Raw genomic sequence first — 20,330 nt, forward strand, 5'->3', positions numbered from 1 at the left:
TCGGACTGATCTCTTCGAAGATCTCCTCAAGGCCCGACTGGGTCGGGACGTCCTTGCGCCCGGCCTGACGAGCCGCCTCTACCCGGGCCTTCCACCTCTCGTTGCCGAGCAGCCAATCGAAGGACTCGGTCTGCACAGCGAGAAGATCAGGAACTTCGAGCGGCTCCTGGATACGCGCGAAAGACACGCGACGGGGACCAGCGGGTACGGCGGAGGCGTTGCGCGAGGCTGCCAACAGATGTCCTTCCGAGGGCTCGCGGCGGACTGACTACACGCACGCCAGACAACCTCGCGATGTGAGCGAGCATCGTGGGTCGCCGAAGAAGGCAGCGTGGAAGCATGAGCGTACTCGCTCTTTCCTCATTTGTCTATGAATCTTTCCACGCTAACGCAGACCCATATCCCTCGGTCGCATTTTCATGATGACGCACGGTGCTCCTCCTGTCAATCTCCCAGTCGGTTGGTGGAGGGTTGCCTCGCTGCCCGGCACGGCTGATGGTCCTGGTGGGGACGGGTGGGCGGGACCGGGGCGCGGGGCGGGAGCCGGGACTGTGACCGGCGTGTCCCCACACCCACCCGACCGCCGCCGGAGCGCGGGGCTACGCCGCTGCTCGTTCTTCCGCGAGCAGCGGCTCGGGCTGGTGGTCGTGCTCGCCGGCCGGTCGTTCGCCGTCGTGCTCGGGGCCCGCCGCGCCGAGGACGCGGACGGCCGGGTGGTCGGTGGCCAGCGCGGAGCGGCGGGCCGGCTGGGTGGCCATGGCCCAGTCTTGGGTCTCCTCGTCGAGGCGGTCGCGCATCTCCTTGCTCATCGAGGTCGCTCCGGCGCCCCGCTCCGGCTTGGTGAAGACGCCGGTGCCCCAGCGCAGGTCGTGGCCCACGGCGCTGGCCTCGATCTCGGGCATGAAGCGGCGCTCACCCTCGGCGCCGAACTCGCGGATGCGCAGCCGGCCGGAGACCACGACCGGCTGCCCGGCCCGTACGGACGTGGCGACGTTGTCACCCAGGGCGCGCCAGCAGCGGACCGTGAAGCAGACGCGCTCGCCGTCGGTCCACTGGCCCGCCTTCCTGTCGAAGTAGCGGTGCGAGGTGAGGACCTTCAGCGAGGTCACCCGGAGGCCGTCCTCGAAGGTGTACTGCCTGGGCTCTGCCGCGACGTTGCCGGTGAGCGTGATGTGGATGTCGTTCATCTCGTGCCTTCCCCTGCGGCCGGCGGGCGGGGTGCCCGCGCTCTGGCAACAAGGTGCCGCAGAAGGCGGTCGGCGCGAGCGGGCGAACGCGATTCTGTGGATGACGGTGTCCGGGCGGGGCGAGCCTGTGGACAAGGGACGGCAAGGGACGGGCAGAGGACGGACAAGGGACGGCAAGGGACGAGCAAAGGGCGGACCAGGGCCAACGAGGCGGACAAGAGGCCGCATCGGGCCCGCGGGCGGGACACGTCGGAGGACAACCCGCGGGCGGGACACCTCAGGACAGCCCGCGGGCGGGGAACCTCAGGACAGCCCGCGGGCGGGGAACCTCAGGAGGACAGGTCGCGCAGGGCCGTGTAGAACGCGTGATGGCGGGTCAGCTCGCGTTCGACCGGCTCGACGACCATCGTGGCCGACACGGCTGCGACGCGGCGGCGCATCTCGCGTTCCAGGCGCTCGCGTTCCCGCGAGGCCCCCAGCTCCACGAAGTTGCGGGACGCGATGCCCGACAGCGCGCCCAGCCCCAGGACCGAGGCCATCATGAGGCCCACCCACGGCAGCGTGGCACTGTCGCCCAGGAGCTCCAGCGACGGCGGCAGCGAGCCGGGCACGAGAAGGCCGGCCGCCAGCCAGACCACCCCCGCCAGGAACATCGCGACCAGCACGTACTGCCACACCTTGAGCGCCCACCACCAGCCGGGCACCCGGTCGAGCCGCGGCGCCACCTCCGCGAGATCCTCGGTCAGCGCCTTGGGCAACTGCTTGGCCTTGGACCTGGCGGCCCGGTGTACGGCCGTGCGCCACACCGGGTGCATGCTCATGGACAGGCCGTCGGCCAAGGCGTGCACCGCGTTGGCGACCTCGGCCGACTGCGCGCTCACCGAGCCGGTCGTGATGCCCCGGATCTCCTGGCGCACGTCGTCCAGGCGCAGGCTCTTGAGCGGATCGGCGCGGAACCTGCCGGCCCAGCGCGGGTAGGGCCATCCGACCCAGCGGGCGGAACGCTCGGCGTAGACGTTCTCCAGGGCGTCGCCCACGGCCGGCACGCCGACCGCGTCGCACAGCGCGTCCGTCAGGCCCATTCTGCGGGCCTCGTCCACGGCGCTCGGCGCGGACAGCGCCTCGCCCAGCGGCATGACCTCGGCGATGCGCTGCTCCAGCCGGTGCAGATCGGCCTCCAGCTTCTGGATGGCGGCGCGGCGGCGGGCGACGGCGGTCGCGATGACGCTCTTGAGGCTCTCGATGCCGCGCCCGGTGACCGGCGAGGTCGGGACCACGCTGGGATGCTCGACGCCCTCGCGGCGCAGCAGGTCGTTGAGGTCGATGAGCAGCTCGGCCAGCTCCTCGGTGGCGAGCTTGTCGGCCTGGTTGAGTGCGAACACGGTCACCGCGTCGTGCCCCGCCAGCTCCGTCACGTAACGCCGGTGCGTGGAGGCGTCGGCGTACTTCTGCGGGTCGAGCACCCACACCACCAGGTCGGCCTGGCCGATGAGCCGGTCGGCCTCGGTGTCGGCGAGCGCCCTGATCGAGTCGTGGTCGGGCAGGTCGAGCAGGATGAGCCCGTTGAGCTGGGTGTCGCCCTTGTCCAGCGCGCTGACCCGGGAGAAGCGGTGCCGCGACTGGACGCGCAGCCAGTCGAGCAGCGGCGCCGAGCCCTCCAGCCCCCACACGCAGGCGTGGGTGCGCCCGGTGGTCGGCCGGCGCACGCCGGTCGGCGACAGCTCCAACCCGGAGATGGCGTTGAACAACGACGACTTGCCGCTGCCCGTGCCGCCCGCGAGGGCCACGACGGTGTGGTCGGGAGAGAGCTTCAGGCGCTCGCCGGCCCGTTGCAGCAGCGCCGTGGCGTCGTCGAGCAGCTTCTGGTCGAGCCGGCCCTGGCCCAGCTCCACCACCTTGGTGAGCGCGGTCAGCCGCGAGGCGAGCCCCGGCCTGGGAGTGGTCGTGGTCGTGGTCATCGGGCGACCTCGAGGTTGTACGCCGCCTGGTAGAGGCGGGTCGCGACGGACTCGTCCGGTACGCCCGCGGAGTCGAGCGCTTGCACGTAACGCATGGCTTCCTCGTCGAACAACATGCTGATCCTGGCCCGCAGGTCGCTCAGCGCCTTGGCGCCGATGCCGCGCAGCGACTCCGCGCCGAGCAGGGCGTTGACCAGGCGGTGCGGCACGCCCTCGCCGTTCGCGCCGCTGAACATCGCCACGGTGAAGATCAGGGAGAGCGAGTCGGGGTCGAACGACACCACCTTGGACACCGACCGCTTGGCCACACCCTCGGTCCGTACGAGCTCGCTCAGGTGATCCTGCCAGGACGCGATGGCCCGGCCGGCGTTGCGCACGAAGTCGTCCGAGGGCCGGTCCAGCCTCTCGCCGAGCTTGCCGCCCAGCTCGGCGCGGTGCCGCCAGCGCGCCACCACCTCCTCGGTGGCCCGGTTGGCGGCGGCGACGATCACCGACTCCAGGCCGGCGCGGATCGCCGCCTTGAACGCGATCACCCGCTCGGGCGCCTGCCTGGCCGACCGGCCCCGCCTGCGGAGCTGCAGCGAGCGCATGAGGTCGCCCGAGCCGGCGAACTCCTGCCACCGGGCCAGCACCTCGCCGTGGAGCAGCGAGCCGCTCTTGGCCGCCTTGTCGATGTCGCTCAGCGCGCCGAAGAAGGCCGCCTCCACGTCCTTGCGCAGCTCCGCCCGGAACGCGACCTGCGCCTCCAGATGTTTGGCCAGCGCCGGTACGCGGATGCGGAAGCTGTTGAGCACGCCGTTCAGCGTCTCGCGGACGGCCTGGGCGCGGCGCTCCTCGTCCACCGACAGCTCGGCCAGCCACAGGCGCAGGTCGGTGACCTCGCTGTCGGGCAGCCTGCCGTCGGTGACCGTCGACTCGTGGATCACGAACCGGTCGATCTCCCCCATGCCGTACTCGGTGAGCATGCGGACGAAGTGCTTCAGCACGACATCGACCGACTTGCGCTGCACGCGGGACAGGACGATGGCCAGCCGGGCACCGCGCTCCTTGGCCAGCTTGAGCAGGCTCCAGGCGGGCGCGTCGGCGTAGCGGGCCGCCGTGGTCACGAAGATCCACAGGTCGGCGGCGTCGAGCATGCGGTGGGCGATCTCATGGTGCTCCTCGACGACCGAGTCGATGTCGGGGGTGTCGAGCAGTGCCACGCCCTGCGGGAGCTTCTCGGTCGAGACGAGGACGAGGCCGTTCATGCCGGTGCCGGGGCCGCCGGTGCCCGCTCCGGCTCCGATCCCTGCTCCGATTCCTGCTCCGGCTCCCGCTCCTGTCGGGACGATCGGGCCGGGGGTGGGCTGGTCGAGGCGTTGCAAGGTGCCGAGCAGCTCGCCCTCGGCGAACCACTCGCGGTCGTCCGGATGACACACCAGGACGGGGGTGCCGGTGGTCGGGCGGCGGATGCCGGTGCGGGAGACGTTGCGCTCGGCGAGGCTGTTGACCAGCGTGGACTTGCCCGCGCCGGTGGAGCCGGCCACCACGATCAGGGCGGGGGCCGTGCTGGTGCGGACCCTCGGGAGGACGTAGTCGTCCAGCTGGGCGAGGAGGTCGAGGCGGGCCTGCCTGGCTTCCTTGACGCCGGGGAGGTCGAGGCCCAGGCGTACGTCGGCGACGCTCTCCCTGAGCTGGTCGAGTGCGGTCGTGAGCGCTTCCACCAGCTCCGGGGGCAGGGCTTCGGCGCGTGGGGGGTCGCCGCCGTCCTGGGGTGATGCGGCCCCAGTGCCGGTCTCGGTGTCGGTGTTGGTCTCGGCGCCGGTGTCGGTGTCGGTGTCGGCGGGTGGAGGGTCCTCGTCGAGGGTGGACTCGCCGTCCGGGGTGGATTCGTCGGCGGGAGTGGCGGAAGCGGGCTTCTCCTGCGGTGTTTCGTCCGGGTCGCCGGCTTCGGCTCGGGGCTCGGGCTCGTCCGTGGGCGGGTCGGCTGGGGACGGGTCGGCTGGGGACGGGTCGGCAGCCGGCGCGTCGGAGGTCAGCTCGGGCTCGGTCTCGCCGGCGTCGGTGGCAGCGGTGGCGGGCTGCTCGGTGTCGGAGGGGGTTTCGTCACCGAAGGCCGGGGGCTGCTCCTGGTCGGCCGGGGGCTCGGGGTCGGCCGGGGGCTCAGGGTCGGCCGGGGGCTCGTCGGTGAGGGGGGCGCTCGGTGAGGCGGGCTTCGTGAAGAGGGAGGGGCCGCCGGTAGCGGTCGGGGCGGCGACGACGGCGGGCCCGGGAGCGTCGGTTGACAGGGGGGCGTCCGCGGGCGCGGGGGCGTCCGTAGGCGCGGGGACGGCTGCGGGGGTGGCGGCGGGTGCGGGGCCGGTCGGGGCGGGGGCTTTCGGCTCGGGGCGGGAGGTGGGAGGGGTCACGGGGGTGCGAGGGGTGAAGAAGTCGAGGTGGTCGGCGGGTTCGCCCGGGTTGTCCCGTGCGACGCGGCCGGGCCGGGTGCCGGAGCGCTTGGGCAGGGGCTCGCGGGCCTCTTCCGGTGCACGGCCGTCCCCCGGCGCGCCGGACGCTTCGGAGACACGCGGCTCTTCGGCGGCACCGGACTCTCCGAAGGCGCGGGGCTCCCCGAAGGCGCGCGGCTCTTCGGCGGCGCGGGGCTCTTCGGAGGCGCGGGGCTCTGAAGGGCGCGGTTCCGGGGCGCGCTGCTTCGGGGTGTGGGGCTGGGGGGACTTCCTGGTGTCGCCGGCGGGGGTGAAGGCGTCGAAGGTGTCGTCGTCGTCGCGTACCGGGGGGAAGCTCAACGTCTGCTCCCCCGGCGATTCCGGCTGCCCGTCATCCATGGCCGTGTTCACGGCAGGCGCTCCGCTCGAACCATCTCGACCTCCTGGCCGACCCTGACGACGTCCCCGACGACGACGATCGCCGGCGGTCGTATCCCAGCCGCGGACACGCGGTCGGCCACGGTGGACAGCGAGGCGGTGACCGCCCGCTGGGTCGGAAGGGTACCGTCCTGCACCACCATTACGGGAGTCTCCGGCGAACGTCCGTCGCGAACCAGCGCCTCGGCCACCTTCGCCAGCCGTTCCATGGCCATCAGCAGCACCAGCGTGCCCTGGGAGCGCGCCAGGGCGGGCCAGTCGACGGTGGATCTGGGGTCGTCGGGCGCGACGTGCACGGAGATCACGTGGAACTCCTGGCTGACCCCCCGATGCGTCACCGGCACCCCGGCCGCCGCGGGGACGGCGACGGCGCTGGTGATGCCGGGAACGACCAGCACGGGGATGCCGGCCTCGGCGCAGGCGATCATCTCCTCGCCGCCCCGCCCGAAGACGAAGGGGTCGCCGCCCTTGAGCCGTACCACGAACTTGCCCTGCCTGGCGCGGTCCACGAGCACGTCGTTGATCGTCTCCTGCGACAGCGAGCGGCCGTAGGGGACCTTGGCGGCGTCGATCAGCTCGACGTCGGGGGCGAGCTCGTCGAGCAGGGGGCGCGGCGCGAGCCGGTCGGCGACGACGACGTCGGCCTGCGCCAGCAGCTGGCGCCCGCGTACGGTGATCAGCCCGGGGTCGCCGGGGCCGCCGCCGACGAGGGCGACGCCGACCGGTTTGGTGCGGTTGCGGCGGGCATCGACGGTGCCGTCGCGCAGGGCCTCGACGACGGCGTCGCGGATGCCGGCGGCCCGCCGGGGGTCGCCGCCCGCGGTGACGGCCACGCTGATCTCGTCGACCCGGCCGGCGGCGGGTGTCCAGGCGGCGGAGGCGTCCTTGTCGTCGGCCCGCACGCACCACACGCGCTTGGCCTCCGCTTCGGCGGCGACCGCGGTGTTGACGGACCTGTCGTCGGTGCAGGCCTGGACGAGCCAGGCGCCGTCGCAGTCGCCGACCTCGTACGGCCGGGCGTGCCAGGTGATCCGCCCGGCGGCGATGAGGTCGTCGAGGGCGGGGGTCACGCTGGGGGACACGACGGTGACCTCCGCACCGGCCTCCAGGAGCGCGGGCACGCGCCGCTGCGCGACGTGGCCGCCGCCCACGACGAGCACCCGGCGGCCGGAAAGCCGCAGGCCGAGGAGGTAGGGACCCATGAGGGGAATCTCCCGTTCGCGCAGGTTGTGTTAAGAGGTAAACCTACCGGCTCCGCATCCGTCATTTGCTGCGCACGGGTCAACGACCATCGAGGAGAGGCTGCCTGGGGTCCCAACGTGGGCCGCCCTCGTCGTCCTTGCGGCGTCTGGCCATCGCCGACAGCGCCTCCAGGACGACCCGGTTGCCGAGGTAGGCGGTGATGTCGGCGTGGTCGTAGGGCGGGGCCACCTCCACCAGCTCCATGCCGGCGACGGGCAGCTCGTAGCAGATGCGGCGCACGGCGTCGAGGAGCTGGCGGGCGCTCAGGCCGCCGGGCTCGGGCGTGCCGGTGCCGGGCGCGTGGCCGGGATCGCAGACGTCGATGTCCACGGACAGGAAGACCTGGTCGCACTCGTCGAGCGCGATCCGGAACGACTCGGTCAGCACCTCCTCCAGCCCGCGCGCCACGATCTCGGTCATCTCGTACGAGCGCATCCGCTGACCGGCCATCCACGACAGCGTCTCCGGCTCGGGCCAGTAGCCGCGCAGGCCGATCTGCAGGAACCGGTCGCCGCGGATGGCGCCGGACTCGATGAGCCGCCGCATGGGCTGCCCGTGGCCGTAGAGGTGGCCGAAGGCGATGTCGCCGGTGTCGGCGTGCGCGTCGAAGTGGATCATCGAGGTACGGCCAGGCGCGTACGCCCGGGCGGTGCCCCGCGCGTCGGGCAGCGCGATCGTGTGGTCGCCGCCGAGCACCAGCGGCACCGTCCCGGAGGCGGCGACGCGGTGCACCGCCTCCTCGATGGCCCGCAGCGAGCCCTCGACGTCACCCGAATAGCACTCGACGTCGCCGGCGTCGAGCACGCGCAGGTCCTTCAGCGCGTCCACGCGCAGCGCCAGGCTCGGACGGGAGCCGTCGTGCGGCAGGTAGCACGCCTGCCGCAGCGCCTGCGGCCCGAACCTGGCGCCCGGCCGGTTCGAGGTGCCGCCGTCGAAGGGGGCGCCGAGGATGACGACGTCGGCGCCCGCGTAGGACGCAGGATCGCCGAGGTCGCAGCGCTCGACCCCCAGGAACGTGTAGTCGGGACCGTACATCGCGCCGTATCGGGACACGGCTCACCTCCCATGAGCGACATCCTTACACGGGCTTCTCCGTGACCCCGGCACTGTCGAACGTCGCCACGTCGTGCATGACCCGCACGGCCGCGCACAACATGGGGTGGGCCAGCAGCGCGCCGGTGCCCTCGCCGAGCCGCAGCTCCAGGTCCACCAGGGGGCGCAGCCCGAGGTGGGCGAGGGCGGCGGCGTGGCCGGGCTCGGCCGAGCGGTGGCCGGCCACGCAGTGGTCGAGCGCGGCCGGGTCCAGGGCGGCGGCGGCGAGGGCGGCGGCGCCGGCGATCACGCCGTCCAGCAGCACCGGCACGCGGGCCGCCGCGCCGCCCAGGATGAAGCCGGCGAGGGCGGCGTGCTCGAACCCGCCGACCGCGGCCAGCGCCCGCAGCGCCTCGCTGGCCGAGGAGGTGTCGGCGGGCAGCCCGTTGACGCGCAGCGCCTCGCGGACGATCCGGACCTTCCGCTCGTAGGTCTCGTCGTCGATGCCGGTGCCGCGGCCCGTCACCTCGGCCGGGTCGGCGCCGGTGAAGACGGAGACGAGCGCGGCCGAGGCGGTGGTGTTGGCGATGCCCATGTCGCCGGTGACCAGGCAGCGCGCGCCGCCGGCGACCAGGTCGCGGGCCACCGTGATGCCCGCCTCCAGCGCCCGCACGGCCTGGTCCACGGTCATGGCGGGCCCGCGCGACAGGTCGGCGGTGCCGTAGCCGATCTTCCGCTTGACCAGCGCGGGCGCGTCGGGCAGGTCGGCGGCGACGCCGACGTCCACGACGGTCACCGACACCCCCGCCTGGGCGGCGAAGGCGTTGGCGACCGCGCCGCCGGCCAGGAAGTTGGCCACCATCTGCACGGTGACCTCCTGCGGCCAGGGCGTGACGCCGGCGGCGTGCACGCCGTGGTCGGCGGCGAAGATGGCCAGCGCGGCGGGCGCCGGCAGGGGCGGCGGGCAGGCGCCGGCCGCACCCGCCAGGCGGACCGCGACGTCCTCCAGGACGCCGAGCGAGCCGCGTGGCTTGGTGAGGCGGTCCTGGAGGGCACGGGCCTCGGCGATCGCCGCCTGGTCGGCTGCGCGGATCGCGGCGAGGGTGTCAGCCAGCACGGCGTACCTCCGATGGGTTCAGGTGCTTACGGGACGAGCTGGAGGGCTTCCTCGTAGCGGTCGATCACGACGTCGGCCAGGGTCTCACAGTCGCCGATGACCTCGGCGCAGCGGATGTCGAGGTCGGGGTGCCCCGCGCCGTACGCCAGCGCCTGCGCCCACACGCGCTCCAGCATGCCGCCCGCGAACAGCAGGTACGGCACCACGATCACACGCTTGGCCCCCAGGCGGCGGCAGCGTTCGAGCCCGCCGGGCACGCCGGGCGGCGTGACCGACACGAACGCGGTCTCGACGGTCATGAAGTCGTAGGCGTGGGTCTCCCAGAACAGCCGGGAGACGCGGTGGACCTCGGCGTTGGCCACCGGGTCCGTCGAGCCCTCGCCGACCAGCACGATGCCGGTCTCGCCCGGCTCGACGCGCGGCTCCTCCACGACGAGGGCGTCCACGGCGCGCAGCCGGGGGCGGGCGCCGGCGAGCTCCAGCGGGCGCGGCCTGGAGAGGTCGGCGGCGGCCTCGGCGAGCCGCTCGGCCAGCAGCGAGAGCACGCGCGGGTCGGGGCCGAGCGGGCGGCCGTGGTCGTACATCAGGGTGGGGTGGCGTTGCTGCTCGCGTTCCAGGGCGGCGCCGAAGTCGTCGCCCGTCCTGCCGAGGCTCAGCGGCAGCGCGACCAGGCGGTGGTGGCCCCTGGCGACCAGGGAGGCGACGGACTCGCTCAGTCGCGGCGTGGCGCGCTCCAGGTAGCCGCCCGACACGTCGGCTCCCGTCTGGTCGAGGCGGCAGCGGAGCCGGTGTACGAACCTGCCGAACTCCGCGGCGTAGGCGTCATCGTGCGAGCCCTGCCCGATCAGCAGGAGCGGCGGCTTCATCGTGAGGGATTCTCCGGTGCGGTGGACAAGGACACGCGAGGATAACCGATGCGCACCGGTAGGGAACAGGTCACGAGGAGTGTACGGGCGTCGCGTGCACCACGAAGACGGGGTCACAGGCGGTCATACGGTGGGATCCGTCGGGATTGAGGCTCAGCCCGGAGGCCAGGATCTGGGTGCCCTCGCCCCGGTAGCCGTGCTCGCGCAGCCGGTCGAGCACGGCCGAGACCTGCTCGACGGTACGCAGCGCGCACACCAGGGAGCGCGGGCGGCGCGCGGCGCAGGCCACCACCACGTCGGTGCCGCCGCCGCCGACGAACACCGCGTCGGGGTCGGGCAGGGGCTCCAGCGCGGGCGGGGCCTGCCCGCGGGTGAGCGCCACCTTGACGCCGTGGTGGAGCACGTTGGCGCGCAGCGCGGCGCAGCGGCCCTCGTCGCGCTCGACGGCCACGACGGCCGCGCCGTGCCTGGCGCACTCGACGGCGATCTCGCCGACGCCCGCGCCGACGTCCCACACCATGTCGCCGAGGCGCGGGCCCAGCTTGGCCAGCACGTACGCCCGCACCTCGGACGGCAGGCGCGCCCCGTCGAACGCCAGCGCCCACTCGGCCGGGCCCGGCTGCGCCCCGGCCACCCAGCTCGGCTCCTTGGCCCGGTGGAGCGGGTCGAGGACGAGGACGACGTCCGGGTCCTTCCACGGCCGGGTGGTGGCCTCGCCCATGCGGCTGTGCGTGACCCGCTGGTCGGGGCCGCCGAGGTCCTCGCAGACGATGAGCGCGCGGGGCGTGGTGGGGGCCAGCTCCCTGGCGATCTCGCCGGGGCCGACGCCGGGCGCGACCAGCAGCGCGACCTTGGGGTGGGCGCGGCAGGCGTTGACGACCCGATGGAGCTGGTGGGGGCCGGAGGGGGCGACGACCAGCGCGTCCTCCCAGTTGAGCCCGGCGCAGCCGAAGGCCCGGGTGACCAGCGAGGTCACGGGCAACACGTCCGGTTTGAGGCCGTGTGCCCGGAGAGTGCGTACGACGCCGAAGAAGCCGGGGTCGCCCTCGGCGATCACGACGGCGGGGCCGTCACCGTGTTCGAGGTGGTCGTCCAGGGTCTGCAGCAGCGCCCCGTCGGGCGCGGTCGCCCCGGCGAGCTTGAGCCGGCCGAGCACGGCGTCCGGCCCGACGACGAGCCCGGCCTCGCGCAGCCGTGCCGTCGCCGCCGCCGAGAGCTCCGTCCCGTCCCAGCCGACAACCGTGATCATCCTGCCTCCCGCTCTTTTCCTCAAGGGTGACGGTTGCGGAGGGGTTTCACAAAGGGTGCGAGGGTCAGTCCGGCGTGCCTCCGGGCTACGACGGAACGGCCAGGTCGGACGGGAGGAGGCTGTAGACCACCAGGTCCACGCCGGCGAGGGCGGAGCGGGCCACGCCCTCGCGGGTGAAGCCGGCCTTCTCGGCCACGCGCCGGGAGCGCGGGTTGTCCACGGCCGCGCGCAGCTGGAGCCGGCCGAAGCCCTGCCGCTCGAACAGCCAGCGGGCGACCGCCAGGACGGCCTCGCCGGCGTAGCCGTTGCCACGGGCCCAGGGGGCGGTCATGTAGCCGACCTCGGCGGTGCGGTTGGTCCAGTCGAGGTCGCGCAGGTCCACGTTGACGGCGAAGCGGCCGGTCAGCGTCTCGACGGCCGACCAGGCGATGCCGGCGCCCCGGACGCGCATCCGCTCGGCGCCCTCGATGAAGGCCAGCGCGTGCTCGACGCCGTAGCCGCGCGGCACGCCGGTGCTGGCCTGGGTGAGCGGGTCGGCGCCGGTGGCGGCCAGGTCGGCGGCGTCGGCGGGCTCGGGGGCGCGCAGGAGCAGGCGCGGGGTGCGCAGCTCGGCGCGCGGCAGGGTGGCGGCGGGGGCCCGGCCGTCGCCGCGCAGCAGCCCGAACACCACCAGGTCGTGCGGGCCGTCGTCCTCCATGACCGCGCCGCGCAGCACGCCTTCCCAGGTGAAGCCGGCTTTCTGGGCGACGCGCAGCGACGGGAGGTTGTCCAGGTTGGCCGTCAGGTCGATCCGGCGCAGCCGCGTCGTGCCGAAGACCCACTCCACCAGGCCGCGCACCGCCTCGGTGGCCAGGCCGCGGCGCCGGTAGAGGGGGTGCACGCCGTAGCCGACCTCGGTCGTGCCCGCTTCCCACGAGGTCTTGAACAGGCTGATGGCGCCCACGATGACGCCGTCCACGTCGGTCATGGCCAGGTGCAGGCCCTGCCCGGACCTGCGCAGCTCGTGCGCGCCCCGGGCGAGCCACTGCGCGACGCCGGACGCCTGCGCGGGGGCGCCGGGCGGGAGGAACCGGGCGCCGGACTCCACGATGAACCGGACGCGCGCCGCGTCCCCCGGCCCGAACGGCCGCAGGGTCAGCCGCGCCGTGGCGATGGAGACGTCGGGATCGAACACCCTCGGCAGGGTACACAGCCGCGATGTTTGCCCACGAAAGCGGGGGTAGGGGCGCTGAGGAGAGGAGTGAGAGAACTATGGAACGTGGGAGCGACAAGCACGGACCCCGCCTGGACAGCCAGCAGAAGCACGAGACCGAGGGCCTGGTGCGCGGTGGCGGAACGACGCACGCCCAGGAGTGGAAGGAGCCCGAGTCCATGCCGGCGGTGGGTGAGGAGTCGGTGCGGTCGTACCCGCCCGGTCACGAGCCCGGCGTCCCCGAGGGCATGACGCAGGGTGACGTGGACGTCCGCGCGGACCTGGCCAAGTGGCTGAGCGACACCCACTGGCCCAAGTCCAAGGCGGACCTGCTGCGCCAGGTCGAGGAGTCCGGCGCCCCCGACCGGGTGACGGGCATGGTGCACTCCCTGCCGGAACGCGAGTACACGAACATGGCCGACGTGGGCGAGACGCTCGGCCTCGGCGTGGAGAAGCGGAGGTGGTGAGCCGTGCGGCTCGACTTCATCCGGCCGCTGTACGAGCGGCGGGGCCCGTACGCCTCGGTCTACCTGGGGGCGCTCACCGGCCCGGAGCGTGAGACGCACTGGCACAGCGTCCGCGACCGGCTCGACGGCGTCGACCCGGCGACCGTCGGGGCGCTGGAGGCGGCGGCCGGGCAGGCGGCCGCGGGGCAGGCGCTGTTCGCCACGCACGGCGAGGTGGTGCTGGCCGAGTCGCTGCCGCGGCGGCCGTACGAGCTGGCCACCTGGTCCCCGCTGCCGCACGTCGTGCCGATGCTGCTGGAGCGCGGCGAGAACGTGCCGCACGTGCGGGTGATCGTGGACCACGCGGGGGCGGAGCTGACGGCCTACGGCGGCGGGGCGCCGCGCCGGCAGACGGTGCAGGCCGCGACGTGGCCGCTGCAGAAGACCGCGCAGGGCGGCTGGTCGCAGCGGCGCTACGAGCTGGCCGTGGAGAACGCCTGGGAGAAGAACGCGCAGGCGGTGGCGCAGGAGATCGACGACCAGGTGAGCCGGCTCGGCGCCGAGCTGGTCATCGTGGCCGGCGCGCCGAAGTCCCGCTCGTTCCTGCTGCACCACCTCGGCACCAAGTCGGCCGACCGGGTGGTGATGGTCGAGCACGGCAGCCGCAGCCAGCACGGCCAGTTCGAGGAGGACGCCGAGCGGGCGCTGGACGACTGGCTCGACCGCCGCCGCGCCGAGCTGCTGGAGCGCCACCAGGAGAGCGCCGGCCCGGTGGGCCTGGCGGAGGTCTCGCGGGCCCTGCGCGACGGCCGGGTGCACGCGCTGCTGCTGCCCGGCGAGCTGCCCGAGCAGGTCTGGATCGGCGAGGGCGGCACCCAGCTCTCCCCCGGCGAGGACGAGCTGCGCACCCTGGGCGTCGAGGAGCCGGTCCGCGAGCGCGCGGACGCCGCCCTGGCCAGGGCCGCCGCGATGACGGACGCCGAGCTGTGGTTCACCGACGCCGTCAAGGACGTGGCGGCCGTGGTCAGGTACTGATGATCACTTCGAGGGTGCGGGGGCCGTGGACGCCCTCCACCCGGTTGAGCTCGATGTCGCTGGTGGCCGACGGGCCGCTGATCCAGGTCAGCGGCCTGGACGGGTCGAGCTTGGCGATCGCCTCGGGCACCGAGGAGACGATCTGCTCGGCCCGCACCACGCACAGGTGGTAGTCGGGCACCAGCGTCTGGGCCCGCGTGCCCTGGCCCGGGCCGTGGTCGAGGACGATCGTGCCGGTCAGGGCGATGCCCACCGCGCAGCCGGTGACGACGCCGTCGGCGGTGTGGAGGTCGTCCGTGATGTCCGTGATGGGGAGGGCGCCAGCGGCGTGGAGGGCGTCCCGGCCGTCGTGCCCAGGCAGGCCGAAGCCGTCGGGGACGATCACGCGGCGGCCGGCCGCGCACTCCGCGACCTTGGCGGGCACCTCGGCGGCGGGCAGCACGTGCACGACGGCGCGGTAGTCGTCCACCCGCTCGGCGAACAGCCCGACGAGGTCGTCCGTCACGGCCGTGGTGCGGTAGCCGCGGGGGATCTCCACGTCCTCCGCGCCCGCCACGGCCCTGGCGATCCTGGCGAGGATCTCCTCACGCGCGCTCATTCCGCTCCCACCAGTCTCTGAACGATTCTTCCGGGATCTCCGGGACGTCCCGGGTGTCGGTCCACGCCGACAGCGGCCCCGGCAGCCGCTTCTTCGGCACCAGCCCGCGGACTCTGGTCGCCGCGCGCTGGGCGGCCGCCAGCCGGTGGTGGTCGTCGAGGATCCAGCCGGCGACCTTCATGCCCGCCCGCTCGGCCGCCGCGTGCGGCGCCTTGGCGCGCAGGTCCACCAGGACCTCCGGGATGTCGATGGCGACCGGGCAGACCTCGTAGCAGGCGCCGCACAGGCTGGAGGCGAACGGCAGCGAGGCGTCCAGCTCGGAGCCCATGCCACGTAGCTGCGGAGTGAGGATCGCGCCGATCGGGCCCGGGTAGACCGAGCCGTAGGCGTGGCCGCCCGCGCGCTCGTAGACCGGGCAGACGTTGAGGCAGGCCGAGCAGCGGATGCAGCGCAGCGCCTGGCGGCCGACCTCGTCGGCGAGCACGGCGGTGCGGCCGTTGTCGAGCAGCACGAGGTGGAAGTCCTGGCCCTCGGTGGCGCCGGTCCACATGCTCGTGTAGGGGTTCATCCGCTCGCCCGTGGAGCTTCTGGGCAGGAGCTGGAGGAACACCTCCAGATCCCGCCAGGTGGGCAGGAGCTTCTCGATGCCGACCACGCTGATGAGCGTCTCGGGCAGGGTCAGGCACATGCGGCCGTTGCCCTCGGACTCCAGCACGACCAGCGTGCCGGTCTCGGCCACCATGAAGTTGGCGCCGGAGATCGCGACCTTGCTGCGCAGGAAGCGTTCGCGCAGGTGGAGCCGGGCGGCCTCGGCCAACGCGGGCGGGTCGTCGGTGAGGTCGGCGGGGGCCTCGGGCATCCTGTCCAGGAAGATCTCGCGGATCTCCGAGCGGTTGCGGTGGATGGCGGGGACCAGGATGTGGCTGGGGAGGTCGTCGCCGAGCTGGACGATCAGCTCGGCCAGGTCGGTCTCGTACGCCGTGATGCCCTCGGCGGCGAGCGCCTGATTGAGCTCGATCTCCTGGGTGGCCATCGACTTGACCTTGACCACCTCGCGCTCGCCGGTGGCCTTGACCAGGCCGGCGACGATGCGGTTGGCCTCGGCGGCGTCGCGCGCCCAGTGGACGGTGCCGCCGGCCTCCCGCACGGCCCGCTCCAGCTGCACGAGGTAGCGGTCGAGGTTGCGCAGCGTGTGGTCCTTGATGGCCTTGCCGGCGGCGCGCAGCTCCGGCCAGTCGGGCAGCTCGCCGACGACGTTCGCGCGCTTGCCGCGGATGGTGTGGGTGGCCTTGCGGAGGTTGTAGCGGAGCTGAGAGTTCTGAACGGCCTTCTGCGAGTTTTCCGGGAAATTTCCAGGCATGCCGAGGAATGTCGCGCTCATTGGCTCTCCTCCGTGGACGCCAGGATCTCGGCCAGGTGCATCGTCCGCACCCCGGTCTTCTGCCGGCGCAGCGTGCCGCCGATGTGCATGAGGCACGAGTTGTCGGCCGCGCACAGCACCTCGGCGCCGGTGTCCATGACGCCGCGGGTCTTGTCGGCGCCCATCGCCGCCGAGACCGCCGGGTTCTTCACCGCGAACGTGCCGCCGAAGCCGCAGCACTCCTCGGCCCCCGGCAGCGGCACCAGCTCCAGGCCGCGCACGTTGCGCAGCAGCCGCGTGGGCCGGTCGCCGAGGTGCAGGCCGCGCAGCGAGTGGCAGGTCGGGTGGTAGGTGACGCGGTGCGGGAAGTACGCGCCGACGTCCTCGACCTTCAGCACGTCGACGAGGAACTCCGACAGCTCGTGGACCCGGGGCGCCACCTCGGCGATCGCCGCCGCCCCCTTGCTGCCCGGCCTGGCCAGCTTCGGGTACTGCTCGCGCACCATGGCCGCGCACGAGCCGGACGGGGCCACCACGGCGTCGTACCCGGCGAAGACCTCGGTGAAGCGGCGCGCCAGGCGCACGCCCTCCGCGCGGTAGCCCGTGTTGACGTGCATCTGGCCGCAACACGTCTGGGCGGCCGGGAAGTCCACCTCGCAGCCGAGCCTGCGCAGCAGGGACACCACGGCCTTGCCGGTGCCGGGGAAGAGCGTGTCGTTCACGCACGTGATGAACAGGGCGACTCGCACGGCTCTCCTCTCCAAAGGTATGGTCTGACCACAGTATGGTCAGACCATAGCAGGAGGCCCGGTTGGACGGCAGTGGGTGGCGTCCGGTGAAGCGGACACGGACATTCGAGGACGTTCTCGCTCAGATCGAGCGGCGCATCACCGAGGACGGCCTGACGGCCGGCGACCGCCTGCCCGCCGAGCGCCAGCTCGCCGAGCAGCTCGGCGTCAGCCGCTCCTCGGTCCGCGAGGCCATGCGCGTGCTGGAGACGCTGGGCGTGGTCTCCTCCCAGGTCGGCCGGGGCCCCGACGCGGGCGCGGTGCTGACCGCGCGCCCCGACTCGGCGCTGACCGGCCTGCTCCGGCTGCACCTCGGCCTGGCCACCCTGGAGCCGCGCGAGGTCATCGACACCCGGCACATGATCGAGCAGTGGGCCGCCTCCCGCGCCGCCGCGACCCGGGCGGGCACCGAGGCGCTGGCCACCGCCCTGGCCGGCATGGACGCGGCGCGCACCGCCGAGGAGTTCGTCGAGCACGACATCGCCTTCCACCGGGCGATCGCCGACGCCTCGGGCAACCGGCTCGTCGCCGCCATCATGCGCTCGCTGCGGGACGCGATGCGCAGGTTCTCCGTCGAGGCGGTCGAGCGCCTCGGCGACACCACGGTCCTGCGGGCCGGGCACGTCCGCATCCTGGCCGCCATCGAGGCGGGCGACCCCGGCGAGGCCGCCGCCGCCGTGTCGGACCACCTGGCCGACGCCTACCCCTCGCTGTTCCCGCGCCCCTCGGACTGACGGCCCTCAGGCTGACGGCCCTCAGGCTGACGGCCCTCAGGCTGACGGCCCTCAGGCTGACGGCCCCTCAGGCTGACGCCCCTCCGGCCGGTCGCCCCCGGCCGGTCGCCTCACTGGCGGGCGTCGGCCTGGCGGCAGCTCGCCCCCGAGCAGGCCGCCAGCGCGTCCAGTCGCGCGTCCAGGCTCGCCAGCAGCCCGGCGTCGGCGGTGGCCGCGAGGTTCTGCAACTGGTAGGGGTCCGTCCGCAGGTCGTAGAGCTGCTTCTCGCCGGTGTCGTAGCGGACGTAGGTGTGGTGCTCGGTGCGCAGCGCCTTGTAGCCGGGCACCGGCGTCTGCCGGGCCGAGGCCCGGTTGGCGGGCCGGTTGAACTCGATCAGCGCGTTGTGCCGCCATCGCCCCGGCTTGCGGCCCTTGAGCAGCGGCACCAGCGACCGCCCCTCCGCGAACCCGGGCACCCTGGCCCCGCCCAGCTCGGCGATGGTGGGCGCGAGGTCCACCGTGGCCCCCATCTGCCCGATGGTCGAGCCGGCCCGGACGCCCGGCCCCCGCACCACCAGCGGGATCCTGATCGCCTCCTCGAACGGCGTGGTCTTGCCCTGCGCCAGCCGGTGCGTGCCCAGGTGGAAGCCGTTGTCGGAGGTGAACAGGATGTAGGTGTCGTCGAGGTGGCCGCTCTCGCGCAGCGCCTCGACGACGGCGCCGACCAGGTCGTCCACGCCGAGCATCGCGCGCAGCCGGGCGCGGTGGCGCTCGTCCACCTGGTCGATCTGCTCCTGCGACAGCGGCAGCAGGCTGCGCAGCCACAGCGGCTCGCGGCTGACGTCCACCTGGTTGAACGACGGCGTGCGCGCCGCGGTGACCAGCGGGAACGCCTCCTCGTGCCGCCAGGCGGGATTGGCCGGGTTGTGCGGCGCGATCGGCGTCAGGTAGAGGAAGAAGGGCTTGCCCGAGGCCCGGATGAAGGCGCGGCTCTTGTCGGCCAGCACGTCCGACAGGTAGTCCTCCTGGCTCCAGCCGTGCTCGGTCAGGCGGCCGTTCTCGTTGAGGCGGTAGCCGTACTCGTCGTAGAGGTTGGTCACCGGGACGGCCCACTCGTCCCAGCCGGGCGGCACGTAGGTCTCGGCGACGCCGCGGCCCGGGTAGTGGTTGAGGAACTTGCCCATCAGCGCGGTGCGGTAGCCCGCGGCGCGCATCCAGGTGCCGATCGTGGAACGTTCCAGGCCGAGTGCGTGGAAGCGGTCGAAGCCCCCTTCGGGGGCGGTGTTGGTCAGCACGCCGTGGCTGTGGACGTACTGGGAGCGCAGGATCGACGCCCTGGACGGGCAGCACCAGGAGTTCGTCACGAAGAACCGCTCGAACGAGGCCCCCTGGCGGACGAGCTGCCGGGAGATGTTCGGGAAGTAGGCCAGCGTGCCCGCCTCCAGGTCGTCGGCGACGATGAGGACGATGTTGGGGCGGGACGCGCTCACGGCCACCAAAGGCTCGGCCGCCGGCAACAGCAGAAGCAGGAGGCATGCTACGCGACAGAGACCTTTGACCACGGACTGTGACTTCCCGGAAGATCCTCCATTGACACCCGCCCCTGGCGCCGCCGTAATAGAACTTAATTCCGGAGGTGTCACATGAAGCTCGGGCTCCAGTTGGGCTACTGGCAGCGCAACGCCGACGACGCGACCGCATCCGTGCTGGCGGCCGAGCGCCTCGGCTACGACTCGGTCTGGACGGCCGAGGCGTACGGCAGCGACGCGTTCACCCCGCTGGCCTGGTACGGGGCGCGTACCAGCCGCATCAAGCTCGGCACGTCGGTCGCGCAGCTCTCGGCGCGGCCGCCCGTCACCACCGCCATGACCGCCATGACCCTCGACCACCTGACCGGCGGCCGGCTGCTGCTCGGCGTGGGCGCCTCTGGCCCGCAGGTCGTGGAGGGCTGGTACGGCCAGCCGTTCGCCCGCCCCCTGGCCAGGACCCGCGAGTACGTCGAGATCATGCGCAAGGTCTGGCGCCGCGAGGAGCCGGTCACCGCCGACGGCCCCCACTACCCGCTGCCGCTGCCGGGCGGCCTCGGCAAGCCGCTCAAGCTCATCACCCACCCGCTGCGCCCCGACATCCCGGTCTACCTGGGCGCCGAGGGCCCCAGGAACGTCGCCCTCGCCGCCGAGCTCGGCCAGGGCTGGCTGCCGCTGTTCGCCTTCCCCGAGAAGATCGAGGAGATGTACGGCGACGCGCTGGCCGGCGCTCCCGCGGGCTTCGACGTGGCCGCCATGGTGACGGTCGTGGTCTCCGACGACGTGCGGGCCGCCCTCGACGGCGTGAAGCTGATGCTCACCCTCTACATCGGCGGCATGGGCGCCCGCCACCGCAACTTCCACGCCGACATCATCGGCCGCATGGGCTACGCCGAGGCCGCCGAGCACATCCAGGCGCTCTACCTGGCCGGGCGCAGGGACGAGGCGTTCCGGGCGATCCCCGACGAGCTGGCCGACGGCATCTCGCTCGTCGGCCCGCCCGGCCGCATCAAGGAGCGCCTGGAGCTGTGGCGCAAGAGCCCGGTGACCAGCCTGCTCGTCATGGGCCCACGCGACGAGCCCACGCTGAGACTGGTCCGCGACCTGGTCATGGGCTAACGGAGGGCGCGGGAGCGCGTCGCGGCGGCCGGATCGTCCTTGCTGGTCCTGGACCCTCA

At 73.4% G+C, this 20,330-nt stretch carries 18 protein-coding genes; 4 read left to right on the forward strand and 14 right to left on the reverse strand.

Features of this window, described 5'->3' with window-relative positions; genetic code table 11:
- From AB0H75_RS27235 to AB0H75_RS27280, 10 genes are all read right to left on the reverse strand, one after another.
- A partial coding sequence (locus AB0H75_RS27235; RefSeq protein WP_367800825.1) for a hypothetical protein occupies positions 1-235 on the reverse strand: 235 nt, incomplete at its 3' end.
- Positions 236-599: 364 nt separating this feature from the next.
- Positions 600-1,187, reverse strand: a complete 588-nt coding sequence (locus AB0H75_RS27240) for a single-stranded DNA-binding protein (protein ID WP_367800827.1) — start codon at positions 1,185-1,187, stop codon at positions 600-602.
- A 329-nt stretch (positions 1,188-1,516) separates the two neighbouring features.
- On the reverse strand, positions 1,517-3,145 hold the full coding sequence (locus AB0H75_RS27245; protein ID WP_367800829.1) for a GTPase: 1,629 nt from the start codon (positions 3,143-3,145) through the stop codon (positions 1,517-1,519).
- The gene (locus AB0H75_RS27250) at positions 3,142-5,910 is read right to left on the reverse strand and encodes an AAA family ATPase (protein WP_367800831.1); all 2,769 of its coding nucleotides are present in this window, start codon (positions 5,908-5,910) and stop codon (positions 3,142-3,144) included. Before AB0H75_RS27250 ends, AB0H75_RS27245 begins: the two co-directional genes overlap by 4 nt.
- Before the next feature lie 47 nt (positions 5,911-5,957).
- Positions 5,958-7,190 (reverse strand): uroporphyrinogen-III C-methyltransferase, encoded by a 1,233-nt coding sequence (cobA, locus tag AB0H75_RS27255; RefSeq protein ID WP_367800833.1) that lies wholly within the window; start codon positions 7,188-7,190, stop codon positions 5,958-5,960.
- Between the two features lie 79 nt (positions 7,191-7,269).
- Entirely contained in the window at positions 7,270-8,283 is a 1,014-nt protein-coding gene (gene speB, locus AB0H75_RS27260; RefSeq protein ID WP_367800835.1) for an agmatinase, read from the reverse strand.
- A gap of 25 nt (positions 8,284-8,308) precedes the next feature.
- Entirely contained in the window at positions 8,309-9,379 is a 1,071-nt protein-coding gene (gene cobT / locus AB0H75_RS27265) for a nicotinate-nucleotide--dimethylbenzimidazole phosphoribosyltransferase (protein WP_367800837.1), read from the reverse strand.
- Between the two features lie 26 nt (positions 9,380-9,405).
- Complete coding sequence (locus tag AB0H75_RS27270) at positions 9,406-10,245, reverse strand: sirohydrochlorin chelatase (RefSeq protein WP_367800839.1); 840 nt, start codon at positions 10,243-10,245, stop codon at positions 9,406-9,408.
- Positions 10,246-10,315: 70 nt separating this feature from the next.
- Positions 10,316-11,494: a precorrin-6Y C5,15-methyltransferase (decarboxylating) subunit CbiT gene (locus tag AB0H75_RS27275; RefSeq protein ID WP_367800841.1), complete on the reverse strand. Its 1,179-nt coding sequence runs from the start codon at positions 11,492-11,494 to the stop codon at positions 10,316-10,318.
- 85 nt (positions 11,495-11,579) lie between these two features.
- Positions 11,580-12,668 carry a GNAT family N-acetyltransferase gene (locus AB0H75_RS27280; protein ID WP_367800843.1) on the reverse strand — a complete coding sequence of 363 codons (1,089 nt, stop codon included), beginning with the start codon at positions 12,666-12,668 and terminating at the stop codon, positions 11,580-11,582.
- Between the two features lie 77 nt (positions 12,669-12,745).
- Between AB0H75_RS27280 and AB0H75_RS27285 the strand changes: the two genes are divergently transcribed.
- On the forward strand, positions 12,746-13,153 hold the full coding sequence (locus AB0H75_RS27285; RefSeq protein ID WP_367800845.1) for a DUF2795 domain-containing protein: 408 nt from the start codon (positions 12,746-12,748) through the stop codon (positions 13,151-13,153).
- A gap of 3 nt (positions 13,154-13,156) precedes the next feature.
- Positions 13,157-14,167 carry a Vms1/Ankzf1 family peptidyl-tRNA hydrolase gene (locus AB0H75_RS27290; protein WP_367800847.1) on the forward strand — a complete coding sequence of 337 codons (1,011 nt, stop codon included), beginning with the start codon at positions 13,157-13,159 and terminating at the stop codon, positions 14,165-14,167.
- Here AB0H75_RS27290 and AB0H75_RS27295 read toward each other — a convergent pair.
- From AB0H75_RS27295 to AB0H75_RS27305, 3 genes are read right to left on the reverse strand one after another with little or no spacing between them, the layout of a single operon-like run.
- A complete protein-coding gene (locus AB0H75_RS27295; RefSeq protein WP_367800849.1) occupies positions 14,157-14,765 on the reverse strand; it encodes a lactate utilization protein C in 609 nt (202 codons plus the stop codon). The two genes, AB0H75_RS27290 and AB0H75_RS27295, sit on opposite strands and share 11 nt — an antisense overlap.
- On the reverse strand, positions 14,752-16,146 hold the full coding sequence (locus AB0H75_RS27300) for a lactate utilization protein B (protein WP_367800851.1): 1,395 nt from the start codon (positions 16,144-16,146) through the stop codon (positions 14,752-14,754). Before AB0H75_RS27300 ends, AB0H75_RS27295 begins: the two co-directional genes overlap by 14 nt.
- Positions 16,143-16,874, reverse strand: coding sequence for a (Fe-S)-binding protein (locus AB0H75_RS27305; protein WP_367800853.1), 732 nt, complete (start codon positions 16,872-16,874; stop codon positions 16,143-16,145). The genes AB0H75_RS27300 and AB0H75_RS27305 overlap by 4 nt, the downstream gene beginning before the upstream one ends.
- An 86-nt stretch (positions 16,875-16,960) precedes the next feature.
- On the opposite strand from AB0H75_RS27305, the gene AB0H75_RS27310 reads away from it, so the two are divergent.
- Complete coding sequence (locus tag AB0H75_RS27310) at positions 16,961-17,647, forward strand: FadR/GntR family transcriptional regulator (protein ID WP_367800855.1); 687 nt, start codon at positions 16,961-16,963, stop codon at positions 17,645-17,647.
- A 110-nt stretch (positions 17,648-17,757) separates the two neighbouring features.
- Here AB0H75_RS27310 and AB0H75_RS27315 read toward each other — a convergent pair whose 3' ends face one another.
- A complete protein-coding gene (locus AB0H75_RS27315; protein ID WP_367800857.1) occupies positions 17,758-19,116 on the reverse strand; it encodes a sulfatase in 1,359 nt (452 codons plus the stop codon).
- Between the two features lie 153 nt (positions 19,117-19,269).
- Here AB0H75_RS27315 and AB0H75_RS27320 point away from each other — a divergent pair, with 153 nt between their 5' ends.
- The gene (locus AB0H75_RS27320) at positions 19,270-20,271 is read left to right on the forward strand and encodes an LLM class F420-dependent oxidoreductase (protein ID WP_367800859.1); all 1,002 of its coding nucleotides are present in this window, start codon (positions 19,270-19,272) and stop codon (positions 20,269-20,271) included.
- The last annotated feature ends 59 nt before the right edge of the window (positions 20,272-20,330 follow it).

Source organism: Nonomuraea sp. NPDC050783 (genome assembly GCF_040802095.1).
GTDB lineage: Bacteria > Actinomycetota > Actinomycetes > Streptosporangiales > Streptosporangiaceae > Nonomuraea.